This is a genomic window from Streptomyces sp. DF42 (genome assembly GCF_058267695.1).
The window spans coordinates 1613247-1636561 of record NZ_CM177859.1 but is presented as its reverse complement, the minus strand read 5'-3'; the positions used below and the strand labels follow the sequence as shown (position 1 = coordinate 1636561).

Annotated in this window: 17 protein-coding genes and 1 pseudogene; 10 read left to right on the top strand and 8 right to left on the bottom strand. The window is 72.2% G+C overall.

Features of this window, described 5'->3' with window-relative positions; genetic code table 11:
- Positions 1-248 precede the first annotated feature (248 nt).
- The 3 genes from ACYUED_RS07360 to yczE all read right to left on the bottom strand — a co-directional run bounded on the left by ACYUED_RS07360 (position 249) and on the right by yczE (position 3066).
- Positions 249-1583, bottom strand: coding sequence for an MFS transporter (locus ACYUED_RS07360; protein WP_491291484.1), 1335 nt, complete (start codon positions 1581-1583; stop codon positions 249-251).
- 65 nt (positions 1584-1648) lie between these two features.
- On the bottom strand, positions 1649-2416 hold the full coding sequence (locus tag ACYUED_RS07355; protein WP_491291483.1) for a glycerophosphodiester phosphodiesterase family protein: 768 nt from the start codon (positions 2414-2416) through the stop codon (positions 1649-1651).
- On the bottom strand, positions 2413-3066 hold the full coding sequence (yczE, locus tag ACYUED_RS07350; protein ID WP_491291482.1) for a membrane protein YczE: 654 nt from the start codon (positions 3064-3066) through the stop codon (positions 2413-2415). The genes ACYUED_RS07355 and yczE overlap by 4 nt, the downstream gene beginning before the upstream one ends.
- A gap of 99 nt (positions 3067-3165) precedes the next feature.
- On the opposite strand from yczE, the gene ACYUED_RS07345 reads away from it, so the two are divergent.
- A complete protein-coding gene (locus tag ACYUED_RS07345; RefSeq protein WP_491291481.1) occupies positions 3166-4674 on the top strand; it encodes an SCO1417 family PLP biosynthesis transcription factor in 1509 nt (502 codons plus the stop codon).
- A gap of 117 nt (positions 4675-4791) precedes the next feature.
- On the opposite strand, the gene ACYUED_RS07340 is transcribed toward ACYUED_RS07345, so the two are convergent.
- Together ACYUED_RS07340 and ACYUED_RS07335 are read right to left on the bottom strand one after the other, a co-directional pair.
- Positions 4792-6444, bottom strand: a complete 1653-nt coding sequence (locus tag ACYUED_RS07340; RefSeq protein WP_491291480.1) for an ATP-binding protein — start codon at positions 6442-6444, stop codon at positions 4792-4794.
- 40 nt (positions 6445-6484) lie between these two features.
- Complete coding sequence (locus tag ACYUED_RS07335; RefSeq protein WP_266677874.1) at positions 6485-6679, bottom strand: hypothetical protein; 195 nt, start codon at positions 6677-6679, stop codon at positions 6485-6487.
- A 259-nt stretch (positions 6680-6938) separates the two neighbouring features.
- Here ACYUED_RS07335 and ACYUED_RS07330 point away from each other — a divergent pair, with 259 nt between their 5' ends.
- The 5 genes from ACYUED_RS07330 to ACYUED_RS07310 all read left to right on the top strand — a co-directional run bounded on the left by ACYUED_RS07330 (position 6939) and on the right by ACYUED_RS07310 (position 12390).
- A complete protein-coding gene (locus ACYUED_RS07330; RefSeq protein ID WP_491291479.1) occupies positions 6939-7331 on the top strand; it encodes an ankyrin repeat domain-containing protein in 393 nt (130 codons plus the stop codon).
- A 309-nt stretch (positions 7332-7640) separates the two neighbouring features.
- Positions 7641-9059, top strand: a complete 1419-nt coding sequence (locus ACYUED_RS07325) for a HEAT repeat domain-containing protein (protein WP_491291478.1) — start codon at positions 7641-7643, stop codon at positions 9057-9059.
- A gap of 186 nt (positions 9060-9245) precedes the next feature.
- Positions 9246-10391, top strand: a complete 1146-nt coding sequence (locus tag ACYUED_RS07320; protein ID WP_491291477.1) for a glycosyltransferase family 4 protein — start codon at positions 9246-9248, stop codon at positions 10389-10391.
- A complete protein-coding gene (locus ACYUED_RS07315) occupies positions 10388-11545 on the top strand; it encodes a glycosyltransferase (protein WP_491291476.1) in 1158 nt (385 codons plus the stop codon). Before ACYUED_RS07320 ends, ACYUED_RS07315 begins: the two co-directional genes overlap by 4 nt.
- Positions 11542-12390 carry an SGNH/GDSL hydrolase family protein gene (locus ACYUED_RS07310; protein ID WP_491291475.1) on the top strand — a complete coding sequence of 283 codons (849 nt, stop codon included), beginning with the start codon at positions 11542-11544 and terminating at the stop codon, positions 12388-12390. Before ACYUED_RS07315 ends, ACYUED_RS07310 begins: the two co-directional genes overlap by 4 nt.
- A gap of 156 nt (positions 12391-12546) precedes the next feature.
- Here ACYUED_RS07310 and ACYUED_RS07305 read toward each other — a convergent pair.
- The 3 genes and pseudogenes from ACYUED_RS07305 to ACYUED_RS07295 form a co-directional block, all read right to left on the bottom strand.
- Positions 12547-12957: pseudogene (locus ACYUED_RS07305) on the bottom strand (LamB/YcsF family protein); the annotation flags it as partial.
- Positions 12958-12975: 18 nt separating this feature from the next.
- On the bottom strand, positions 12976-13797 hold the full coding sequence (locus ACYUED_RS07300; protein WP_491291474.1) for a putative hydro-lyase: 822 nt from the start codon (positions 13795-13797) through the stop codon (positions 12976-12978).
- Positions 13794-15089, bottom strand: coding sequence for an MFS transporter (locus ACYUED_RS07295; RefSeq protein WP_491291473.1), 1296 nt, complete (start codon positions 15087-15089; stop codon positions 13794-13796). The genes ACYUED_RS07300 and ACYUED_RS07295 overlap by 4 nt, the downstream gene beginning before the upstream one ends.
- Before the next feature lie 173 nt (positions 15090-15262).
- Here ACYUED_RS07295 and ACYUED_RS07290 point away from each other — a divergent pair, with 173 nt between their 5' ends.
- The 4 genes from ACYUED_RS07290 to ACYUED_RS07275 all read left to right on the top strand — a co-directional run bounded on the left by ACYUED_RS07290 (position 15263) and on the right by ACYUED_RS07275 (position 23302).
- A complete protein-coding gene (locus tag ACYUED_RS07290) occupies positions 15263-15964 on the top strand; it encodes a GntR family transcriptional regulator (RefSeq protein WP_491291472.1) in 702 nt (233 codons plus the stop codon).
- 157 nt (positions 15965-16121) lie between these two features.
- Positions 16122-17648 carry a hypothetical protein gene (locus tag ACYUED_RS07285; RefSeq protein ID WP_491291471.1) on the top strand — a complete coding sequence of 509 codons (1527 nt, stop codon included), beginning with the start codon at positions 16122-16124 and terminating at the stop codon, positions 17646-17648.
- Between the two features lie 106 nt (positions 17649-17754).
- Complete coding sequence (locus tag ACYUED_RS07280) at positions 17755-18642, top strand: hypothetical protein (RefSeq protein ID WP_491291470.1); 888 nt, start codon at positions 17755-17757, stop codon at positions 18640-18642.
- Between the two features lie 37 nt (positions 18643-18679).
- The gene (locus tag ACYUED_RS07275; protein ID WP_491291469.1) at positions 18680-23302 is read left to right on the top strand and encodes a hypothetical protein; all 4623 of its coding nucleotides are present in this window, start codon (positions 18680-18682) and stop codon (positions 23300-23302) included.
- The last annotated feature ends 13 nt before the right edge of the window (positions 23303-23315 follow it).

Below are 23315 nucleotides of genomic sequence, written 5' to 3'. Positions count from 1 at the left end.
TGTCGCCCACAGGACAGGTGTCGCTGTCGTCGTCATCCGGTCAACGTCCGGTCGGCGGTAAAGATTCCCGTTCCGTGTCCCGTTCCGGGTCATGCGTCGCCGTCGTAGCCGCCCCTTGTTGTACCCACCGTCGCCCGGTTTGTCACATCTGCTAGCAGATGTCACCCAGCGTTTCGTCATCTTTGACGCGCAGTAACGGTACGCCTGGCAGGCCAAACGCGTACACTACAGCCCTTTCGCCGCGGATGCTAAATCCTCTCAGGAATCGGATTGCCCGCCTCCAAGATCGCCTGCCGTACCGGAACCCTTGCGAGCAGGGCGAATCCGATGACGAAGAAGGCCACGAGCGAGATGATCGCGTCGCGATAACTTCCCGTCAGCTGGTAGGTGATCCCGAACAGAAGCGGGCCGAGCCAGCTCATACCCCGGTCGCTCATCTCGTACGCCGAGAAGTACTCGGCCTCTTGGCCGGGTGGGACGAGATGGGAGAAGAGCGATCGGGACAGGGCCTGGCTGCCGCCCAGGACGAGACCGATGCCGGAAGTCAGGACGAAGAACCACACCGGTGCCCCGGCCGGCAGGAAGTATCCCGCGGCCAGAGTCAGCGTCCAGGCCACCAGTGAGCCGAGGATCGTCCGCTTGGCTCCGTACGTCCGGGCGAGCCGCCCCATCCCCAGTGCGCCCGCCACCGCCAGCACCTGGACCATCAGGACGGCCGTGATGAGCGTGGACTGGCTCAGGCCCAGCTCCTCCGAGCCGTACACCGACGCCTGCGAGATCACCGTCTGGATGCCGTCGTTGTAGATGAGGTAGGCCAGGAGGAAGGCCAGCGTGAGCGGCTTGCCCCGCATGTCCCGGAGGGTGGCTGCCAGCTGCCGCCATCCGTGGACCGTGGGCGCCGTGGACGTCCTACGGCGGTCGCGCAGCCGCTTCAGCGGTACGAGGGTGAAGGCGCCCCACCACAGTCCCGCGGAGGCCAGGCAGATGCGGACGGCCGTCGACTCGGAGACCCCGAAGGAGTCATGCGCCGTGAACAGGACGAGGTTCACGATCAGCATCGACGAGCCGGCCGCGTAGCCGAAGGCCCAGCCCCGGGACGAGACCCGGTCGCGGTCCTCGGGCGGTGCGATCTGGGGGAGGTAGGAGTTGTAGACGACCATCGAGACCGCCACGGCCGAGTTGGCGACGATCAGCAGAAGGCCGCCCAGCAGGTAGCGGTCCCCGGACAGGAAGAACAGGCCGGTCGTGGCCGCCGCCCCGACATAGGCGCAGGCGGCGAGCATCGGCTTCTTCCGCCCGGTGCGGTCCGCTGCCGCACCCACCAGCGGCATGACGAAGATCGACACGATCACGGACGCGGAGACGCAGTACGCGAAGAACGAACCGGCCCGCACCGGGATCCCCAGGGGGTGCACGAACCCGTCCGCGTCCGCCGCCGACTTGGCCACCGACGTCAGATAGGGACCCAGGAACACGGTGAGCACGCTCGTCGAGTAGACGGAGCAGGCCCAGTCGTAGAAGTACCAGCCGCGTTGCTCGCGTTGCCGCTCGATGACTTCCGTCCGCACGGTGTCGGCGCTCACCCCGTGCCCTCGCTTCCCCGCTGAAGTGCCGTGCCAAGGATCGGGGGGCGGGGGCCGCCGGGTGCTCAGACCCAGACGCCGCGTTCTTCCATGACCTTGCGCAACGTGTCGATGTGATCGGTCATGATGCCATCCACACCGAGGTCCAGGAGCCGGTGCATGCGAGCGGGCTCGTTGATCGTCCACACGTGCACCTGCAGCCCGCGCGCGTGGGCGGCGCGGACGAAGCGCCGGTCGACGACCTGGATACCGGACTGGAACTCGGGCACCTGCGCCGCGACCGCGGATGCGCGCAGCGCCGCCGGGACGCCCCAGGAGCGCAGCCGTAGGTTGAGGACGCCCCGGGTGCCGTAGGACGTGGCCAGGCGCGGCCCGGCCAGCCGCTGGGCGCGCAGCACGCGGGCCTCGGAGAAGGAGCCGACGCAGATCCTGTCCCACGCGTTCGTGCGCTCGATCAGGTCCAGGAAGGGGTGCAGCGAGGCCTCCGCCTTGAGGTCCACGTTCCAGCGCACCTCGGGAAAGGTCTCCAGCAGCTCTTCGAACAGCGGCACCGGCTCCTTGCCCGCCACGCGCGCGTGGCTGACGTCCCGCCACGGCAGATCGCCTATCCGCCCCGCCCCGTCCGTCACCCGGTCCAGGGTCGCGTCGTGGAAGGCGACCAGTTTGCCGTCCGCCGTCGTGTGGACGTCGGTCTCGATGTAGCGGTAGCCCGTCGCCACCGCCCGCCGGAACTGCAGCACCGTGTTCTCCAGGCCGTCCGCGGCCCCGCCCCGGTGGGCGAAGGCGATCGGGCCGGGATGGTCCAGATAGGGGTGGCGTATCCGCGTGGTCACGGACGCAGTATCGCTCCCCGCGGTTGCCCTTCGGCAACGACCGTGCTGCCGTCGGATGCCGGCGGGACGTCGAACATCCGCAGGAAGAACTGGGCGAGCGGGCCGATCGACACCGCGTACAGGACGGTGCCGATGCCGACGGTGCCGCCGAGCGCGAAGCCGATCGCGACGACCGCCACCTCGATCGCCGTACGCATCAGCCGGATCGAGCGGCCGGTGTGCTGGTGCAGGCCGGTCATCAGCCCGTCCCGCGGGCCGGGTCCGAAGCGGGCGGAGATGTAGAGGCCGGTCGCCACGCCGTTGAGCAGGATTCCGGCCAGCAGGAGCGGGATGCGGACGGCCAGGGAGTGCACGTCCGGCACCAGGGCCAGGGTGCCGTCCATGGCGAGGCCGACGACGAAGACGTTGGAGACCGTGCCGAGCCCCGGGCGCTGGCGCAGAGGGATCCACAGGAGCAGCACCGCCGCGCCCACGATGATCGACACGACGCCGATCGTCAGGCCGGTGAGCTCGGCCAGGCCTTGGTGCAGCACGTTCCAGGGCTCGAGGCCCAGGCCCGCCTCGACGAGGAGCGCGGAGCTCGCGCCGTACAGCGCGAGGCCCATGTACAGCTGGATCAACCGTCGCCCGAGACGGCTCTGCGTGGACAAGAGGTGCCCCCAGTGGTGGTAGTGGCCTGACCCATGACACCCTGTGGCTTGGATAGAAGCATCATCCATGGCCAATTCGGGGAAGGTGGACTGATTTCCATGGCGCAGTGGACCTCGGCGATGGGTGCGGCGCAGCTCGCCCGGCTGCTCAATTCCCAGCAGAACCGACCGGCGGGCCCCGGCACGCGCCGTCCGCCCGCCTACCGCGCGCTGGCCGACGGCATCCGGCTGCTGGTGCTGGAAGGCCGCGTCCCGGTGGCCGCCAGGCTGCCCGCCGAGCGTGAACTGGCCCTGGCCCTGGCCGTCAGCCGTACGACGGTCGCGGCGGCCTACGAGGCGCTGCGTGCCGAGGGATTCCTGGAGTCCCGGCGCGGCGCCGGCAGCTGGACGGCCGTACCGGCCGGTAACCCGCTCCCCGCGCGCGGCCTGGAGCCCCTTCCGCCGGAAGCCCTGGGGTCGATGATCGACCTGGGCTGCGCGGCGCTCCCCGCGCCCGAGCCATGGCTGACCCGCGCCGTCCAGGGCGCCCTGGAGGAACTGCCCCCGTACGCCCACACTCACGGGGACTATCCGGCCGGGCTGCCCGCGTTGCGCTCGATGATCGCCGACCGGTACACCGCGCGCGGGATCCCCACGATGCCCGAGCAGATCATGGTGACCACGGGGGCCATGGGCGCGATCGACGCGATCTGTCACCTGTTCGCGGGGCGCGGCGAACGCATCGCCGTCGAGTCGCCGTCGTACGCCAACATCCTCCAGTTGATGCGGGAGGCGGGCGCGCGGCTGGTGCCCGTGGCGATGGCCGAGGGACTGACCGGCTGGGACCTGGACCGGTGGCGGCAGGTGCTGCGGGATGCCGCGCCCCGGATCGCGTACATCGTCGCCGACTTCCACAACCCGACCGGCGCGCTCGTCGGCGACGACCAGCGGCGGCAGCTCGTGGAGGCGTCCCGCTCGGCGGGGACGGTGCTGATCGCCGACGAGACGATGAGCGCGCTGTGGCTGGACGACGACCTCGACGAGGCGACGATGCCGCGGCCCGTGTGCGGCTTCGACCCCGCCGGATCCACGGTGATCACCGTGGGATCGGCCAGCAAGGCCTTCTGGGCGGGCATGCGCATCGGCTGGGTCCGCGCGGCACCGGATGTGATCCGCAGCCTGGTCGCCGCGCGCGCGTACGCCGATCTGGGCACCCCGGTGCTGGAGCAGCTCGCCGTGAACTGGCTGTTCAGCACGGGCGGTTGGGAGCAGGCCGTGGAGATCCGGCGCGAGCAGGCCCGGGAGAACCGGGACGCGCTGGTCGCCGCGGTACGGCGGGAGCTGCCCGACTGGGAGTTCGAGGTGCCCAGGGGCGGGCTCACGCTGTGGGTGCGCACCGGAGGGCTGTCGGGCTCGCGTCTCGCCGAGGTGGGGGAGCGGGTCGGACTGCGCGTGCCGTCGGGGCCACGCTTCGGGGTCGACGGCGCCTTCGAGGGCTATGTGCGGCTGCCGTTCACCGTGGGGGGCGCGGTGGCGGACGAGGCCGCGGTACGGCTGGCCGCGGCGGCGCGGCTGGTGGAGAGCGGCGCGTCGGGAGGCGGCGAGCCGCCGCGGACGTTCGTGGCGTAGCCGCTGGGGCGGCGGGCCGCCAAGGCGCCGGGCCGCAGGGGCGTCGGGGCGCCGGACGGTCGGACGATCGGGCCTTCGGGTGGCTGTCCGGGCGTGGCAGGGTCGGAGCGGCGCTGCCTACGGTGCCTCCGCCACCACGGCTTCCGCGGGCACCGGCTCTGCCTCGACCTGCTCCTCCTCGACGGGCTCCGCTTCGAGTGCCTTCGCAGCGGCGGTCTTCGTCTCGGCAGGAGTCGCCTCGACCGGCTTCGCGTCCGCCGGGGCGGTGCGGGGCGGCAGCAGCGCCAGCACGGCCTGCCGGTCCGTGTCGCTGGTCGCGTCGTCGTACGGGTCGGGGGTTGACGGCACCTGGAGCCGGTGCACCGGTCCCGCGCCCAGGCGGGCGTACCCGCGGCCGGGAGGGACGTCGGCGGCCGGTGTCGTGGCCGGGAGCGCGCCCAGGGCCCCTGCCAGCTGGTCGGCCGTGGCGGGACCCAGAACGACACGCGCGCGTGTGTGCTGTCGTACGGCATCGCTCAGCGCGTCGGCGGTGTCCAGCTGGTCGGCCACCACCACCGTCACGTTCGCCGCGCGGCCGTGCCGGAGGGGGACCTGGAGCAGGGACTGCGGGTCCTTGCGGCCGTCCGCGGCGGCCAGGTGGGCGAAGGCGCTCGGGCGGTCGAGGAGGAGCCACAGGGGGCGCTTGGTGTCCTCCGGCGGCGGGTGGCCGGCCTGGCGGGCGCGGTTGGCGGCGATCAGGCGCCGCTCCGTCTCGTGGGCAGCCCACTCCAGGGCCGCCAGCGCCCCGGCCAGCCCGCACTCGATGGCCAGGACGCCGTCCCGGCCGGTCAGGCACGCGTACTCGCCGGTGCCGCCCTCGACGATCACCACGTCGCCGTGCTGGAGCGCCTGGAGGGCGATGGAGCGCATCAGGGTCGAGGTGCCGCTGCCGGGCTGGCCCATGATCAGAAGGTGCGGCTCGGTGGAGCGGATGCCGGTGCGCCAGACGACCGGCGGGACGTCGCGCTGTTCCTCGCCGTAGCTCAGCGGAAGGGTGCGCTGGACCTGGGTGGGGTCGGTGAAGCCGAGGACCGTCTCGCCCGGCGTCGTGACGAATCGCTGGGCGGCGATGTCGGTGGGCAGCGGGGACAGCACCGTGACGGTGAGCCGGTTGCCCTCCTCGTCCCAGGTGAAGTGGTATTCGCGGCCGCGGCCCGACTTGGCGTGCAACAGCTGCTCGATCCGGGTGCGGGAGTCGACCTCGCCGTCCGTGAAGTACGCCGGGTAGCGGATCACTAGGTGGGTGACTCGGCCCGACCCGTCGAACTCGTAGGCGGGGAACGCCTTCTCCCACTCGCCGCCGTGGGCGTAGAGGGGGGAGGGGTCCCCCGCGAGCGAGAAGTACGGGACCAGGGCCTCGTACAGCGATTTCAGGCGCTCGGTCTGGGACTCGTCGGGCCCTTCGGGCTTCGACGACTTGCGATCCACCCGGCCCTGCCAGGCTGCCGCCGCCATCAGGGTGATGGCGGCGAGCAGCGGTCCGTACGGCACCAGCGCCACGACCAGGACCACCGAGGCCACCAGGAACAGCAGCGGCCCGCGTCTGTCCTTGGGAGTGTCGGCCCACCTGCGCCGCCCGGCCACAGCCAGCCGGCGCAGACCGCGGGTGATCGTGATCAGCGGATGGAGGACGTCGGTGGCGCTGTCGGCCGCCGTCCGGGCCAGATCCCGGCTTCTGGCGATCTGTGCGCTGCCTGTGCTCAGGATGCGGGGGAGGGGGCGCCGAGCCACTGCTGTCTCCTGTTGGTGCGTACGGACGGGAGAAACGGCGTCAGAACTTGATGCCGCCGAGGAGGCTCGCGAGGCTTTCGCCGCCGGCCTTGATGCTCGGGGCGATGGCCGTGCTCGCGAGGTAGAAGCCGAACAGGGCCGAGACCATGGCGTGTGACGCCTTGAGTCCGTCCTTGCGGAAGAAGAGGAAGACGATGACGCCGAGCAGGACGACACCTGAGATGGACAGAATCATTTGAGTTCTCCTGGTTTCACGGGGACAGTCACCATGAGTACTTCCAGGATCACAGCATGTATCCATACTATAAAAGGTGCAACTGGGTGAAATTCGGTGGATTTCCCTCGGATGGTGGTGTGTCTCGGGCGCGTCGCGCGGTTCTTGCGTCCGATCGGGGCTGTGGTGATCTTTACCTCCGGCGGATCGGGTCATGTAAGGCGCGAGCCAGTACCCTTGCGATTCACCTGAACGGTTGCATGGAGAGGCGGTCCGGCCGATGACTGAAGCCCCCGACCCCGAGGTCGTGGAGCTGGCGACCAAGATCTTCGATCTGGCCCGGCAGGGGCAGACCGAGGCGCTTGTGGCGTACGTCGATGCGGGTGTTCCGGCCGGCCTCACCAACGACCGGGGCGACTCGCTCGTGATGCTCGCCGCCTACCACGGGCACGCCGAGGCGGTGCGCGCCCTGCTCGCCCGTGGCGCGGAGGCCGGCCGGGTCAACGACCGGGGCCAGACCCCGCTCGCCGGAGCCGTCTTCAAGGGTGAGGCGGAAGTGATCAGAGTGCTTCTGGAGGGGGGTGCCGACCCCTCCGAGGGCACACCGTCGGCCGTCGACACCGCACGGATGTTCGGCAAGACGGAACTGCTCGAGTTGTTCGGCGCACGCTGATCCGAATGTTCGGACCAGCGGAACAGTGAAAACACGGAAAACGGGGGAGGCGGTACAGGGCCGCCGAAATTTCGGTCGCGGCAGGTCGAAGTGCCGAGTCATCATGACGTCGTGATTCACGGACGTGATGGCCGGGCAGGCGTTGCCGCACCGCGCGGGCCGTGATGCGGTCCGCATGGGCCACCGACGAGAGGCAGAGGAAGATGGTCTACAGCAAGCAAGAGACGGCGGGCGCTCCGACGTTGTGTCACGCGGCCTGGTAGTGCGCGGTCCCCGGTTGCGTCGACGCTTGATGTGAGGCTGTTTCCCATGTTCGATCCGGTCATAGCGCCCAGCGGTACCCTGCTCGGCCTCCTCCAGAGGGGCCGTGGCGACGGCACGCTGCACGCGCTCACCGCGCCGCGCCCCGAGGCGCTCGCGGCACTGAACCACTGCGTGCTGCGTGATCCCCGCCACGACTGGCAGGTGGAGAACCGCTCCCTCTACTACGCCCGTCTCTACCTCGACCTGAACGGCGAGCTGGACGAGATCGAGGCGCACCTCTTCGAGGTCGAGGACGTCTTCGACACCGAGGAGTCCCGCACAGGGCTTGCGCTGGCCGTGCTCGGCCACCTCGCCTCGTACGGCAGGCGGGACGCGCTCGAACTGCTGCGCCGTTACGCCGCCTCCGGCTCCAACTGGGCCTGGGCCCTGGACGAGCTGGCGCTGCGCGACGACGACGCCGGCCTGCGGGCGCTCGCGGCACCCGTGCTGGCCCGCTTCGCCACCGATGCCGAGGGCGAGGCCGAACTGGCCGCCGTCGTCCGCGACTCCTTCGAGCCCCGGCCGTGGCGGCTGTGGGCCGAGGATCCGCGCGAATCGATCTCCACGCGGGTGCGTGCCGCCCAGGAGACCGGTTGTTTCGACCGCTGGCAGCGGCAGATGCGACCATCCGGGCCCCGTCCGGGGTGGAGCGTGCAGGCCGTGTTCGAGTGGGCCCAGCAGGGCATCGAACGTGGCGCTGCGCTGCACGTCCCAGCCGCCCGCTGCCTCACCGCCGTCGCCGGCCCCGAGGACCGGCCCGAGATCGTGCAGGCCGCCAAGGACGGCACCGACGGAGCCCGCTGCACAGCGCTTCGCTATCTGGCCGACAGCAATGATCCGGACGCCCTCGACCTGATCGAGGTCGCCGTGGTCACCGGCTCGGCGGCCGTCGTGGAGGCCGCCGTCGACGCCTTCGAACGGATGCGCAGCGTCGCCGCCGTCGACCGGGCCCGCGGCTGGGCCCACCGGCCCGACCCCCTGGGAGCCGCCGCCGGCCGCATGCTCGCCTGCCGGGGCGGCATGGAGGACAAGGACCTGGTCCTCGGTGCCCTGCGAGAAGCCGTACGGGGCGAGGGGCCGGACGCCCCGACCCTGTGGACCCTCGTGGACGGCACCGGCCGGCTGGGCATCGCCTGCGCCGCCCCCGTGCTCCGCCACATCTACCGCGAGACCGCCTCCTCCCATCTCCGGGGCCGGGCCGCCCGCGCCCTCGCGGCCACCGATCCCTCCTTCCCGGCGGGCTTCGCCGTCGAGTGCCTCTGGGACTGCGAGGAGACCACCCGCGAAATCGCCGCCCGGCACGCCGAGACCGGTGACGCCCGGGTCGTCGAACAGCTCCGCCGGCTCGCCGCCGATCCGGCCGAGGAAGCCGAAGTGCAGACGGCCGTACGAAGCCGTATCGCACCTGAGGGACCCGCTGTCTGAACCGGTCACGCAGATGTACACAAGGTGGCGGCACGGCTGCCGGATGAACAGCGGATGACCCGCGGGTCAGGCGGTGATGGACACGGCCTGACCTGCTCGGGTGTGCAGGGGAACGCTCACGGGACGTTCATCGTTCGCAAAGATCCACTTTGACGCGACCACGTCCAGCACGGCGAGAACACGGGTATGCGTGTCGTCATCGTGACCGAATCCTTTCCCCCCGACGTGAACGGCGTGGCCCACTGCGCGCTCCAGACCGCCCGGCACCTCGTAGATCGCGGTCACTCTCCGCTCGTTGTCGCCCCGGCCAGCACCGCCCTCATCGGGCGGGCCGGTACCGGGCCCGATGCTCAGGCGCCGTGCCCCGTCGTCCGAGTCCCCTCCCTGCCGCTCCCGGGCTACCCCCAGGTCCGTGTCGCCCTGCCCAGCCGCCGCCTCGCCGCGGCCGTCGTCGAGCACCGGGCCGACGTCGTCCACCTGGCCAGCCCCTTCGTACTCGGCGTCCGCGGCATGGCGGTCGCCGCCCGGTTCGGAGTCCCGGCCGTGGCCGTCTACCAGACGGATCTGGCCGGATACGCCCGTACCTACATGGGCGCCGGCGAGGCCGCGGCCTGGCGGCGCATCCGTTCCGTCCACTCCGCCGCCGACCTCACCCTCGCCCCCTCCAGTGCCTCGATGCACGACCTGGAGACCCACGACGTGCCGCGGGTCAAGCTGTGGCAACGCGGCGTGGACACCGTCCGTTTCCGCCCCGAGCTGCGCGACAAGGCACTGCGCCGCGAACTCGCCCCGAACGGCGAGGTGATCGTCGGCTACGTCGGCCGTCTCGCCCCCGAGAAGCACATAGAGCTCCTGGCCGGCGTGTGCGGCCTCGAAGGAGTGAAGGTCGTCGTCGTGGGCGACGGCCCGAGTGAGCCGACCCTGGCCGAGGCCCTGCCGGGGGCGGTCTTCCTCGGCCGCCGTACCGGCGACGACCTCGCCCGGATCTACGCCTCGCTGGACGTCTTCGCGCACACCGGTCCCTTCGAGACCTTCTGCCAGACCGTGCAGGAGGCCATGGCGAGCGGTGTCTCCGTCGTCGCACCCGCCGCCGGCGGGCCCCTCGACCTGGTCGCCCACGGGCGCACCGGGCTGCTGGTGCCGCCTCACGACGCCGACGCCGTACGGGACGCCGTGCGGTCCCTTGCCGCCGACCCGGCACGGCGGGCCGCCTTCGGTGCCACCGCACGCGCCACGGTAGAGGGCCGCACCTGGGCGGCCGTGGGTGACCAGCTGATCGGCCACTACGCGGATGTGCTCGCCGCGCGGAAGAAGACGGCGGTGGCGGCATGAACTCACTGCGGATCGTGCGCCTCGCGAACTTCGTCGCCCCCTCCTCCGGCGGTCTGCGCACCGCCCTGCGGGAGCTGGGCAAGGGCTTCAGGGCGGCCGGGCACGAGCCGGTGCTCATCGTCCCCGGTGAGCGTGCCGACGACCGCGACACCGAGCAGGGGCGTGTCATCACCCTGCCCGGGCCGCTGCTGCCCGGCACCGGCGGATATCGGGTGCTCACCGACAAGCGGCGCGTGGCCCGGCTCCTGGAGGAGCTGGCGCCCGACCGCCTGGAGGTCTCCGACCGTACGACCCTCAGGTGGACCGGAAAGTGGGCGCGGCGCGCCCGTGTGCCCGCCGTGATGGTCTCCCACGAGACCGCCGACGGCGTCCTGCGCACCTGGGGCCTGCCGGAGGGGGCGGCCCGGCGCGCCGCCGACGCCCTCAACGTTCGTACGGCACACACGTACGCGCGCGTGGTGTGTACCACCGAGTTCGCCGAGCGCGAGTTCGTGCGGATCGGCGCCCGCAACGTCGTACGCGCCCCGCTGGGCGTCGACCTGGTCGAGCGGCATCCCGCGCTGCACGACCCGGGGCTTCGCGCACGGTACGCACGCGTGGACGAGTCGCTGCTCGTCACCTGCACGCGGTTGTCCGTGGAGAAGCGGCCCGGCACGGCGCTGGACGCCTTGGAGGCGCTGCTGAGGCGCGGCAGGCGGGCGGTGCTGGTGGTGGCCGGGGACGGGCCGCTGCGCCCGCGGCTCGAACAGCGGGCGCGTGAGCGTGGGTTGCCCGTCACCTTCCTCGGACATGTCTCCGACCGCGGCGAGCTGGGCTCGCTCCAGGCCTCCGCCGACGTGTGCCTGGCGCCCGGGCCCGCCGAGACGTTCGGGCTGGCCGCGCTGGAGGCGATGGCCTGCGGTACGCCCGTGGTGGTGAGCACGTCGTCCGCGCTGCCCGAGGTGATCGGATCCGCGGGCGCCGTCGCGGCGGACCACGGGGACGCGTTCGCGGACGCCGTCGACATGCTGCTCGGACTCCCCGAGCGGGAGCGGCGTGAGACGGCACGCGCGCGTGCGGAGTGCTTCGGCTGGAACACGGCCGTGGACGCCTTCCTCGCCGCGCACGACGCGACGGTACCGGTGCGCCGTTTCGCGCCCGGGAGCGTGGCATGAGATCGGTACGTTTCGTGGCCCTCGGGGACTCGCTGACCGAGGGCGTGGGCGACCCCGTCCCGGACGGGTGGCGCGGCTGGGCCGCGCTGCTCGCCGACGGGCTGGCCGTGGAGTCCGTCGAGTTCACCAACCTGGCGGTGAGCGGGGCGCAGACCCGTGAAGTGCTGGAACTGCAGACGCCGGCCGGCCTCGCCCTGAAGCCGGACGTCGCGTCCGTGGTGATCGGCGTCAACGACACCCTGCGGTGCACGTTCGACATCCACGCCGTCGCCGAACGGCTCGACAAGGTGTACGCCGCCTTCACCGGGCAGGGCGCGACCCTGCTCACGGCCTGTCTGCCCGACCCGGGCTCGATGCTCGGCCTGCCGGGTTCGCTGGCCCGTCCGCTGGCCCGGCGGCAGCGGGCGGTCAACCGGGTGGTCCATGCGCTGTCCGAACGCCACGGGGCCGTCCATCTGCACGCGGCCGAGGAGGACTGGATCACGGACCGTGCGATGTGGAGCGCGGACCGGCTGCACCCGGGCGAGCGGGGGCACCGGCAGCTGGCCGCGCGCTTCCACTCGCTGCTGGCGGAAGAGGACCGTGCCACGGGCACCGCGCCGTCGTCCGAGCCGGAGTTCCCCGTGCCCACCAGGTCGGCGAGCATGGTGTGGCTGGCCACGGCGGGCACCGCATGGGTCGCCCGGCGGTGCACCGACCTGCTGCCGCAGCTCCTGCGTCTCGCCGCCGACGAGATGCGGCACCGGGTGCGGGGGACCAGTGCGCGGCTGGACCTGCGAGCCGCTGCCGCGGTATCCGCGGCGTTGGCCGCGGTGTCGGTCGTGGACCAGCCGGACGTGGCGTGAGCGGTGCGCCGGGGGTCGTTACGGACGGCGGGTCGGCGTCGGTCCGTTGTGGCTGGTCGCGCATCTCCCCGCCCCCTTCGGGGCGCCGTCAACGCGTGTCCTGATGAAGCGGGCCGGGGTGCCCGGTGCCGCTTGGGCCACTGCCGCGAGGTCCTGGGCGCGGATGACGCCGATCACCGGATAACCCCCGGTGGTCGGGTGGTCGGACAGGAAGGCGACCGGTCTGCCGTCCGGAGGCACCTGGACCGACACGCGCGTGCCCGCGGCGCGTGCGAAGACCTCCAGCGCACCGATCTGGTATGCCACTTCGGCCGCGAGTTCCGCGGGCGGCACGTCCATCGCGCGCCGCCCGAACCCGGCCAGGTCCCGGTAGGAGACCTGGGCGCCGATCCGGACGCCGCGCTCGGCCGCGAGCTCGCACACCCGCCGCATGGTGGCCGCGTCCCCGGCGTGGAAGCCACAGGCCACGTTGGCGCTGGTGACGACGGACAGCAACTGCTCGTCGTCGGTCAGCCGCCAGCGGCCGAAGCCCTCGCCGAGATCGGCGTTCAGGTCGATCGAGGTCATGGATCCTTCGTTCATGTCTCAGGCCACGCGGTACTGCTCGTCGCGGGCGTCGGTCAGGAACATCTGTCCCGGTGCGTGCGTGATGGCGAAGGGCGGGAGCGAGGCCATCACCGCGGCCTGCGGGGTCACTCCGCAGGCCCAGAACACCGGGATGTCGTCCGCCTCCGCGTGCACCGGGTCGCCGAAGTCGGGGCTGCCGAGGTCGACGATGCCGAGGCCCGAGGGATCGCCGCAGTGCACGGGGCTGCCGTGCACCGCCGGGAGCAGGCTGCTCTCCCGGATCGCCGCCGCCAGGTGCACCGGCGGCACCGGCCGCATGGACACCACCAGCGGGCCGTGCAGCCGCCCGGCCGGACGGCACTGACGGTCGGTCACGTACATCGGGACGTTGCGGCCCTGCTCGACGTGGCGGATCGGGACGCCCGCCCCGGCCAGCGCCCACTCGAAGGTGAAGCTGCAGCCGATCAGGAACGACACCAGATCGTCGCGCCAGTGCTCACGTACGTCCGTCGGCTCGTCGACCAACTCGCCCTCCCGCCACACCCGGTAGCGCGGCAGATCGGTGCGCAGGTCCGCGCCGTCCGCCAGGACCGTCGTGACGGAGCCTGCGTCCGTCACGTCGAGCACCGGACAGGGCTTGGGGTTGCGCTGGCAGAACAGCAGCATGTCGTACGCCCAGTCGGCCGGCACCGAGATCAGGTTGACCTGGGTGTGGCCGGCCGCGACCCCGGCGGTGGGGCCGGTGAGCCCGTCACGGAAGCGGGCCCGGGCGGTTTTCGGGCTCCACGCGTGCGCGTGCTCGTCGACGACGGTCACAGGGCGGTCTTCTGTCTGGTTCACGCGAGTTCCCTTCCACGGGTCTCCGGCAGCCCGAGCAGCGCCAGCGCCGCTATGCCGTAGCCGATCGCGCCGAACACCAGCGCGCCGCCCACGCCCCAGCTGTCGGCCAGGAAACCGACCGTCGTGGGGAAGACGGCGCCCACGGCGCGCCCGGTGTTGTACGTGAAGCCCTGTCCCGTACCGCGTACCGCCGTCGGGTACAGCTCGCTCAGGTAGGACCCGAAGCCGCTGAAGATCGCCGACATGCAGAACCCGAGCGGGAAACCCAGTACCAGGAGCAGGGTGTTGGCGCCGCTGGGGATGTTCGCGTACGCCAGGATGCAGACGGCCGACAGCAGAGCGAACAGCCAGATGTTGCGCCTGCGGCCCAGCCGGTCGGTGAGGTAACCGCCGGTCAGATAGCCGAGGAACGCGCCGGAGATCAGGAACGTCAGATAGCCGCCGGTGCCGACGACCGACAGACCGCGCTCGCTCTTCAGGTAGGTCGGCACCCAGGTGGCGAGCGTGTAGTAGCCGCCCTGTACGCCGGTGGAGAGCAGCCCGGCGAAGATCGTGGTGCGCAGCAGGCCGGGCTTGAAGATCGCTGTGAACGAGCCCTTCTCGGCGCTCTGTTCGCGTACGGCGGTCGCCTCCGGGGCGTCGTGCACCCGGCGCCGCATCCAGATCACCAGCAGCGCCGGCAGCGCGCCGGTCCAGAACATGATGCGCCAGGCCAGGTCGGCGCCGGCGAAGGAGAAGACCAGGGTGTAGACGATCGCGGCCAGCGCCCAGCCCACGGCCCACGAACTCTGGACCGTGCCGAGGGTACGGCCCCGGTGCCTGGCACTCGCGTACTCGGCGACGAGGATCGCGCCGACCGCCCACTCACCGCCGAAACCGAGGCCCTGGAGCGCCCGGAAGACCAGCAGCGTCTCGTAGTTGGGCGCGAAGCCGCAGGCCACGGTGAAGATTGCGTAGGTGATCACCGTGATCATCAATGCCCTGACCCGGCCGACCCGGTCCGCCACCACCCCCGCGACGGCGCCACCGACCGCGGAGACCACGAGCGTGACCGTCGTGAAGAGGCCGGTCTGGCCGCTGTCCAGGCCGAAGTACGCAGCCAGCGCGACCATGCTCAGGGGCAGGGTGAAGTAGTCGTACGAGTCCAGGGCATAGCCGCCGAACGCGCCGGCGAACGCGCGGCGGCCACGCGGCCCCAGAGCGCGCAGCCAGCCCAACGCGCCGTCGTCGGGTGCGCGTTGATCCGCTTCGGAGTGCTCGGTCAGGGCCTGCGGTGAAGGGGTCGTGCTCATGGGCACCTCACAGAGGGAGGACGGAGGGTGCTTCAGGGATGAGCCGTGCCGTGCGGGGGCGGTCGGCGCCTCGGTGCGGAAGACGGCGCCGTAGGTAGCAAGGTAGAGTATCGTTGAACGATCCTTCAATACCCCTGTTGATGCGTTCTTGGAATTGCGATTGAATTCCGGGCATGGCAGAGCAGCTGACAGGACTGGCCGACGACCGGGCTCTCCTGGGGCGCACCAGCACCGCCGAGCGCGTCTCGGACATCCTCAGGGGCCGTATCGCCCAGGGCTTCTTCCCACCCGGGACCCGGCTCTCGGAGGACAGCATCGGCGGCGCGCTCGGGGTCTCCCGCAACACGCTGCGCGAGGCGTTCCGGCTGCTCACGCACGAACGTCTGCTCGTCCACGAGCTGAACCGGGGCGTCTTCGTCCGGGTCCTGACCGTCGAGGACGTCGAGGACATCTACCGCACCCGCGGCCTCGTCGAGTGCGCCGTCGTCCGCGGGCTCGGCGAGCCGCCGTACGGCCTGGACGCGCTCGCCGGGGTGGTCGAGGAGGGGCAGCAGGCAGCGCGCGAAGGTGACTGGAAAGGCGTGGGTACCGCCAACATCCACTTCCACCGGGACCTGGTGGCCCTCGCCGGCAGCGCCCGCACCGACGAGCTGATGCGCAGCGTCTTCGCCGAACTGCGCCTCGCCTTCCACCTCGTGGACGACCCGAAGACCCTGCACCAGCCGTACCTGGCGCGTAACCGGCAGATCCTGCAAGCGCTCCAGGACGGAGACAAGGCCGGGGCGGAACAGCTGCTCGGCGTCTACCTCGACGACTCGCTGAAACGCGTGGTCGAGGTGTACAGGCGAAGGGTCGGCGAGGAAAGCGGCCTTTAGCGGCGCGGGGCCGTATCGACATGCGGCTCCGCCGCGTGGGCGCGATCGACCGCCACCGGCCCGCACACGAAGCACAACCGGTGGTGGTCCGCCCGGCCGCCGGAGGCGATCCGCGTCGTTTGGGTCGTTGTCAGACCGAGGACCTAGTCTGTGCACCGTGACTTCGCCTGCACCAACGGACCGTGTTCCGCCCCAGCTCAGCGCGGGGCCGCGCCCCGCACCGGGCCCGGCCGCCGACGAGGGTCTGGCGCGGCGCCTGCGCGCGCTCGCGTGCACCGCGCCGCTGCACGACCTCGACGCGCGCAAGGCGAACCTCGCGGGTGAGTACTCGGTGTACGGCATGGCGGAGGTGGCCCTCGCCGCCATCGACCTGGTCACCCTGAACATGGACTTCGACACGGGTGCCGATCACGACCAGATAGTCGCGCGCCTGATCCCGCGCATCGCCGCCCAGGCCCCGCAGCGACCGGTCGCCGAGCACGAGCGCGTGGCCCGCTGGGTCCTGGAGAACCTGATCAACGTCGGCAGCGTCGACCGCGGCTTCAGGGCCGTCTACGGCACGTTCACGACCGACGGCAGCTACGTCCGCCGTGACTACGACTTCAAGCTGATCGAGGAGGTGCCCGGCCCCGGCGGCACCGTGTACCTCCGCACGACGGACGAGGCTGTCAACGTCCTGGTCGGCGCCCTCGACACGGATGTCACCAGCGCGCAGATCGCCGCCGAGGTCAAGCTGGAGGTCCTGATCAACCGGGGCCGCCTCGCCGACGCCCAACTCGCGGCCGAGCAGGCCCGCTACCGGACCGTGCAGTACTCGGAGACACTCCGCAGAGCCCTCGACGCGACCCGGCGCAACGTCCGGGCGGTGGACTGGCTCAACTCCGTGCCCGACATGATCGCCGAAGCGCTGGACCACGTGGCCGACCGGTACCGCCACGAGAACGCGATCCTCACCAACATCCGCAAGGCGCGGGACGAGACGGAGGACGCCGAGCACAAGCGGCGCGCCGCCGAGCTCGTCGACATCGTCAAGGACTGCATTCGGCGGCACACGCAGCTGCAGTCCCGGCTGCTTGAGGCGGGGCCCCTGTTCCGCGCCGAGCAGGACCGGCAGGCCTTCGCCACGCCGATGACATCGTCGGGCATCGACCTGTACGGGCAGCTGGTCTCACCGATCCTGCCCCTGCCCCTGGAGCAGGCCGTGCGCGTCACGGACGCCTTCTTCGCGCGCGGCACCGGGTTGCGTACGCCGGTGTCGGTGCGGGTGACCGACCTGGTCGACATCCTGCTGACACCGCCGGTGGAGCGGGAGCACCTGGGTGCCGAGATGCCCGAGCCGGACCTCATCGCCACGCCGGACGACAGCCGCTTCACCGAGGAACAGCTGGCAGCCGCGACGGAACTCCTGGATCTGCCGGCCGATGCACCCCGTCGGCTCTCAGGACTGCTTGCCGAGGCCCGGCGCCAGGATCCGGATCTGCCGTATCTCGTGGCCCTGCTGGCCGTTCACGCGGCGAGTCCGGCGGTGGGGACCGCCTACCGGCAGGGTGAGGGCAAGCTGCTGTTCGCCGTGGACGACGGGACGGAGTTGGACGACCTGGAGTTCGGCGGGGCCGATCTCATCGTGGGGACAGCGTTGCTGGACGCGGTGGGGATGGCGGCGGACAGGACGGAGGCGGCGTGATGCGGTCTCACGGCCCCGAATCCGTAGTGGCTGGTCGCGCAGTTCCCGCGCACCTGCCGGGGCGCATCCCGGCACCCCCGATCAATCAGACCAAGGAGTTGCAGTCGTGAGTGAGCACGTCGAGTGGAGTGACACGGAGGCCCCGGCCCCGTCGGCGACCGCCGCCGTCACGCCCGCCGACGCCGCCGACGCGGCGCGGCTCGTCGCGTTCGGGCTGCAGCCGAAGCTGCAGCCCGCGCGGGACCAGGAGTACGCGGACCTGCTGCGCCGGTATCGCGAGGACCCGCCGTTCGCGCGCCTCTCGGACGCCGTGGCCGCAGGGCTCGGGCTCGTCGTGCTGGAGGTGTCCCCGCGCGCGGGGATGGCCGTGACGGCGGCCGAGGACTCGGTGTTCGCCGTCCGCATGGGCGACTACGCGCGTCGTACCTCCGCCGACGGCGGGGACCGGTTCCTGCACGGGCTGGCCCACCTCGCCGTCGCCGCCATGGGGTTCCCGCGCCCAGAGGACCTGGCCGACGACGGATACATCGGGCGCGTGACCGTCAACGGCGTCGACGCCTTCGTACGGCAGGCCTGCCGCCGCCTGGAGGAGCGGGCCGAGGAGCACGGCGACAACACGGACCCGGCCACCGACGCGCCCGGGCTGGAGGCCGCGTGGCGGATCTGGGCCAGACGCAGCGCCGCCGGTGCCACCAAGGACGCGCGCAGGCTCGCCGGTTCGACGACCGGCATCGTGGGCAAGGCGGCCGCCTTCCTCACCGACTCCGGGTTCCTGCAGCGCACTGGTGACGACAACGGCGGCACCTACCGCACGACCGCCCGCTACCAGCTCCAGGTACGGGACATGGCGGGCAGTGCCGCGATGGCCGAGCTGCTGGAGCTGGGCGTGGTCCCGGTGACCGACGGCACGCCCACGCTGCTGCCCGCCGAGGACACCGACGACCTGGAGCCGGTGGCCGACGCCGGGCTGCCGTTCCACGCGTCCAGCTCCTGAACCTTTCCGACCTGCCGAAGACTTACGAGAGTCCGCCATGTACGAGCTGTCCCGGGTCCGCCTCTACTCCATCGGTCCCGCCGGTGCGCGCTACGCCGACACCGTGCTTGACCTGCGGGGCGTGGGCGAGCCCGTGCCCGACCCCGCGCCCGCCCAGGCGGAGTTCTTCGAGGAGGAGCCCGTCGGCCCCCCGCGCCGCCCCGCACCCGCCGGCGTGCTCTTCCTGGAGAACGGCGGCGGCAAGTCCGTACTGCTGAAGCTGATCTTCTCCGTGATGCTGCCCGGTCACCGCAACACCCTGGGCGGCGCCAGCTCCGGCGTGCTGCGCAAGTTCCTGCTCGCCGACGACTGCGGGCACGTCGCCCTGGAGTGGCAGCACACGCTGACCGGCGAGTGCGTCGTCGTCGGCAAGGTCAGCGAGTGGCGAGGCCGCCAAGTCTCCAACGACCCGCGGAAGTTCGCCGAGGCCTGGTACTCCTTCCGGCCCGGCCCCGGGCTGTCCCTGGACAACCTGCCTGTCGCCGAGGCCACGTCCGTGCGGCCGGCCGTAGAGGGCCAGTCCGGCGCGCAGGGCCGCCGGCGCACCATGAAAGGCTTCAGGGACGCCCTCACCGAGGCCGGCAAGGCGTATCCGCATCTGGAGGTGCACTGGGAGGAGATCCACGACCGGTGGATCGAGCACCTCGGCGACCTCGGTCTCGACCCCGAACTCTTCCGCTACCAGCGGGAGATGAACGCCGACGAGGGCGAGGCCGCCGGTCTCTTCGCGGTCAAGAAGGACTCCGACTTCACCGACCTGCTGCTGCGCGCCGTCACCGACACACGTGACACAGACGGGCTCGCCGACCTGGTCAGCGGCTTCGGCAACAAGCTGGGCCGCCGGGCCGAACTGATCGCCGAACGGGACTTCACCGCCGGATCGGCGGACCTCCTGGGACGGATCGTCGAGGCCGCCGACGCCCGCTCACGCGCGCGTGACATCCACACCGCTGCCGAGCGCCGTACCCGCGCACTGGCACGGCGCCTGTCGGCGCGGGGCGGGCAGGAGCGCGTCCGGGCCGCCGACCTCGCCCAGCGCGTCACCGCGGCCGCCTACGCGGTCACCCACTCCGAGGCGGGCCGGGAGCGCAGCGCGCTGATCGCTGCCGAACTCGCCTACCGCAACGCCTCGCTGGCGCTCGCCGCGTCCGAGAAGTCCGCCGCCGGACACAAGCGCGAGCTCGCCGACGCGCGCACGCTGCACTCCGCGTGGCAGGCCGCCGAGGCCGTGCTGCGCCATCGCGTCGCCGCCGACCGGGTCGCGCGGGTGGCCGCCGCGATCCAGGAGGCCGAGCGGGACGCGGCCCCCGCGCTCGCGGCCCGCACCAAGGCCGCCGTGGATCTCGTACGGGCCCTGCACGCGGCCGCTGGAAGCGCCGAGAGCCTTGCCAACGAGGAGGAGGAGCGGTCCGCCGCGCTGCAGGAGGTGAGCGAGGCCGCCTACCGGGACTCGACCGCCGCCGCCACCGAGGCACAGCGGGCCCGCAGCGAGGTCGGGCATCTGCGGCAGCGCCTCACCGAGGTCGAGCAGGAGACCGCCGAAGCGGTGCGCGCGGGATGGCTCGACGACAGCGCGCCCGACGCCGACCCGGCCCGCGCCGCCCTCGCGGCCAGCGACGCCGAGAAGACGGCGGTCGCCGCCTGGGACACGGCGCGCGAGGCATCGCGCAAGGCCACGGAACACGCGCGCGAGGCGGCCTCGGCGGAATCCCGTGCGGAGCTGACGGCGGCACGCGCGGCGGACGCGGCGACGGCGACCCGGCGGTCGTACGAGGCCGAGCGCGGCATCGCCGAGGCTCTGGCCGCGGAAGAACGGCTGGCGGAGCTGCTGAGTGTCTCCGGCAGCGACACACGGCCGTTGGTCCCGCAGCCCCGGCACGAGACCGAGGGCAGCCGGCCGGCCCTCAGCCCCGAAGAGCTCGACCGGTTCGCCGACGAACTGCGCGAGCTGCTCGACGTCACCGTCTCGTCCGCCGAGCGGCAGCTCTTCGAGCTGCGTACCGCTGCGGCCGACGACTCCCGGATCCTCGGCGCGCTCGGAGACGGGGGACTGCTGCCGCCCGGGCCGGACGTGCTGGCCACCGTGGAGTTCCTGGGGGAGCACGGCATTCCGGCGCTGCCCGGCTGGCGCTATCTCGCCCAGGCCGTGGACCCCGCCGACCACGCGCGCGTGCTCGCGGCGCGGCCGGAACTGGTCGACGGCGTGATCATCACCGATCCCGACACGCACGCACGGGCCCGCGAGACCCTCAACGAGGCCGCGCTGCTGCCGCGCTCCGCCGTGGCCGTCGGCACGGCAGCCGCCCTGCTGGCACCGACCCCGGCCGCGGACTCGGGCGACAGCAGCGTCTTCCTCGTACCGCCGAACCCGGCCATGCACGACGAGCACGCCGCCGACGAGGAGCGGCAGGCGCTGCGCGCGCGGGCGGGCGAACGGGACGAGGAGATCAGGACGCTCGCCGCGCGCCTCGGCAAGGACCGGGAGCTGGCGGCGCGGCTCGCCTCCTGGCGCACCGGCTGCCCGGCCGGGCGGCTCGTCGAGCTGGCCCGGGCCGCGCACGACGCGGGGGCGTTCGCCGAGGAGGCCGAGGCCGAGCTGGCCGAGGCGCGCACGGTGCGGGCCGAGGCCGACGAGGTCGCCGCCGAGGCAGCGCAGGTGCGGGACGAGCGGCAGGAGGCCGCGCAGAAGTCCCGGCGCGCGGCCGACGCCCTCGCCGGACTCGCCTTCCGACTGCGTGAACGGGCCGGATGGCAGGTCAAACTGCGCGAACTGGCCGACGAGGGCGCCGAGTCGGAGGCTCGTGCCCAGGCCTGTCTGGAGCGTGCCCGCGCCGCCGACGAGGACCGCCGCGGCGCCCAGCGCGCCGCCGACGACGCCCGCCGTACGGCCCGGGCACTGCGTGCCGAGCGCGCGGAGACCGCGGGCGCCCCCGACGTCGTACCGGAGGACGACGAGGCAGCCGCCAAGCCGTCGCTGCCCGCCCTCCGTGAGGCCTACCGCGCCGCATCCCAGCTCTACGAGAAGGTCGGCGTCGGCGCCGACCTGCGCGCCGAGCAGGCACGCGCGGAGAGCGACGAGAGCGCGGCCCGCACAGAGTTGGACCGGCTCAGCAACAAAGTCCGTACGCGCGCGGAGCAGTTGCTCCAGTCGCCGGACGGCTCCGACGGACCCTCCCGACAGGCCGCCGCCGCGCGCGCCGAGGAGCTGGTGCAGCTCCTGGAGACCCGGATGTCGACCGCGAGCGAGCAGCTCGGACGGCTGCGTGGCGAGACCGAGCGGCACGCGCCCGAGGACGGCGAGGCGCACACCGAGCTGCCCGAGGAGCTCCAACCGCGCGACGCCGAGCACGCACAGGCACTGCTGCGTACGGCGACGGCCGAACTAGCCTCCCGCACCGATGCGTTGACCCAGTCCCGGGAAGCCCACGCCGAACTCCTCGACGCGCACCGTGCGGCCGAGGACGCGGCCGGCGGATTCGACGAGATCACCGCGATGCTCCGCGACCTGCTGCGCGAGCACGTCTTCGACGAGGAGCAGGACGAGCCGGAGTCGTACACCGGCAGCCTGGAGGAGGCCCGGCACGCTGCCGCCGAGGCCCGCCGCTCCCTGCGCGGCTGCGCCGCCGACCTGTCGGCCGCCGAGGCAACCGTGCGCGAGGCGAGCGACATTCTCGTCCGGCACGCCAACTCCACACGCTACGAGCAGGTCCGCACCCCGGCGCGGCAGCAGATCCGCGAGCTGCCCGCCTCCGCACTGCCCGAGCACGCCCAGAAGTGGGCCGACGCGTTCGCGCCCCGACTTCGTGTCCTCACTGACGAGTTGGTGCAGCTGGAGCGGAACAGGGACTCGATCGTGGACCGGCTGCGCGGGCTCGTGGAGTCGGCACTGGCTACGCTGCGGTCCGCTCAGCGGCTCTCCCGGCTGCCCGAGGGGCTGGGGGAGTGGTCCGGGCAGGAGTTCTTGCGCATCCGCTTCGAGGAGCCCGACCAGGCCACTCTGACCGAACGGCTCGGCGAGGTCATCGACGAGGCGACCCGGGCGGCCGTCAAGAAGAACTCCGACCTGCGTCGTGACGGAATGTCCCTGCTGCTGCGGGGCGTGGGCGCCGCCCTTCAGCCCAAGGGCGTCGCTGTGGAGATCCTCAAGCCGGACGCCGTGCTGCGCGCCGAGCGGGTGCCCGTCGGGCAGATGGGTGACGTGTTCTCCGGCGGCCAGCTGCTCACCGCGGCCATCGCCCTGTACTGCACGATGGCCGCGCTGCGGTCGAACGACCGGGGCCGCGAAAAGCACCGGCACGCCGGCACGCTGTTCCTCGACAACCCGATCGGGCGCGCCAACGCCACGTACCTCCTGGAACTCCAGCGGGCCGTGTCCGACGCGCTCGGCGTCCAACTCCTTTACACCACCGGCCTGTTCGACACGACCGCGCTGGCGGAGTTCCCGCTGGTCATCCGGCTGCGCAACGATGCCGACCTGCGGGCCGGGCTGAAGTACATCAGCGTGGAGGAACACCTCCGTCCGGGTCTGCCGCAGCAGACCCCGGCCGGAGAGGGCGAAGCGGTGCACGGTGAGATCACGGCGACACGGATGTTCAAACGCCCAGCCCCCAGCGTCCCGTAGGACCGGCACCCGG

Bases quoted from the DNA above. Each gene is read 5' to 3' on its own strand.
- ACYUED_RS07345 (WP_491291481.1), top strand. From the start codon at position 3,166: ATGGCGCAGTGGACCTCGGCGATGGGTGCGGCGCAGCTCGCCCGGCTG.
- ACYUED_RS07330 (WP_491291479.1), top strand. From the start codon at position 6,939: ATGACTGAAGCCCCCGACCCCGAGGTCGTGGAGCTGGCGACCAAGATC.
- ACYUED_RS07315 (WP_491291476.1), top strand. From the start codon at position 10,388: ATGAACTCACTGCGGATCGTGCGCCTCGCGAACTTCGTCGCCCCCTCC.
- ACYUED_RS07310 (WP_491291475.1), top strand. From the start codon at position 11,542: ATGAGATCGGTACGTTTCGTGGCCCTCGGGGACTCGCTGACCGAGGGC.
- ACYUED_RS07335 (WP_266677874.1), bottom strand. From the start codon at position 6,679: ATGATTCTGTCCATCTCAGGTGTCGTCCTGCTCGGCGTCATCGTCTTC.
- ACYUED_RS07325 (WP_491291478.1), top strand. From the start codon at position 7,641: ATGTTCGATCCGGTCATAGCGCCCAGCGGTACCCTGCTCGGCCTCCTC.
- ACYUED_RS07275 (WP_491291469.1), top strand. From the start codon at position 18,680: ATGTACGAGCTGTCCCGGGTCCGCCTCTACTCCATCGGTCCCGCCGGT.
- ACYUED_RS07290 (WP_491291472.1), top strand. From the start codon at position 15,263: ATGGCAGAGCAGCTGACAGGACTGGCCGACGACCGGGCTCTCCTGGGG.
- ACYUED_RS07320 (WP_491291477.1), top strand. From the start codon at position 9,246: ATGCGTGTCGTCATCGTGACCGAATCCTTTCCCCCCGACGTGAACGGC.
- ACYUED_RS07295 (WP_491291473.1), bottom strand. From the start codon at position 15,089: ATGAGCACGACCCCTTCACCGCAGGCCCTGACCGAGCACTCCGAAGCG.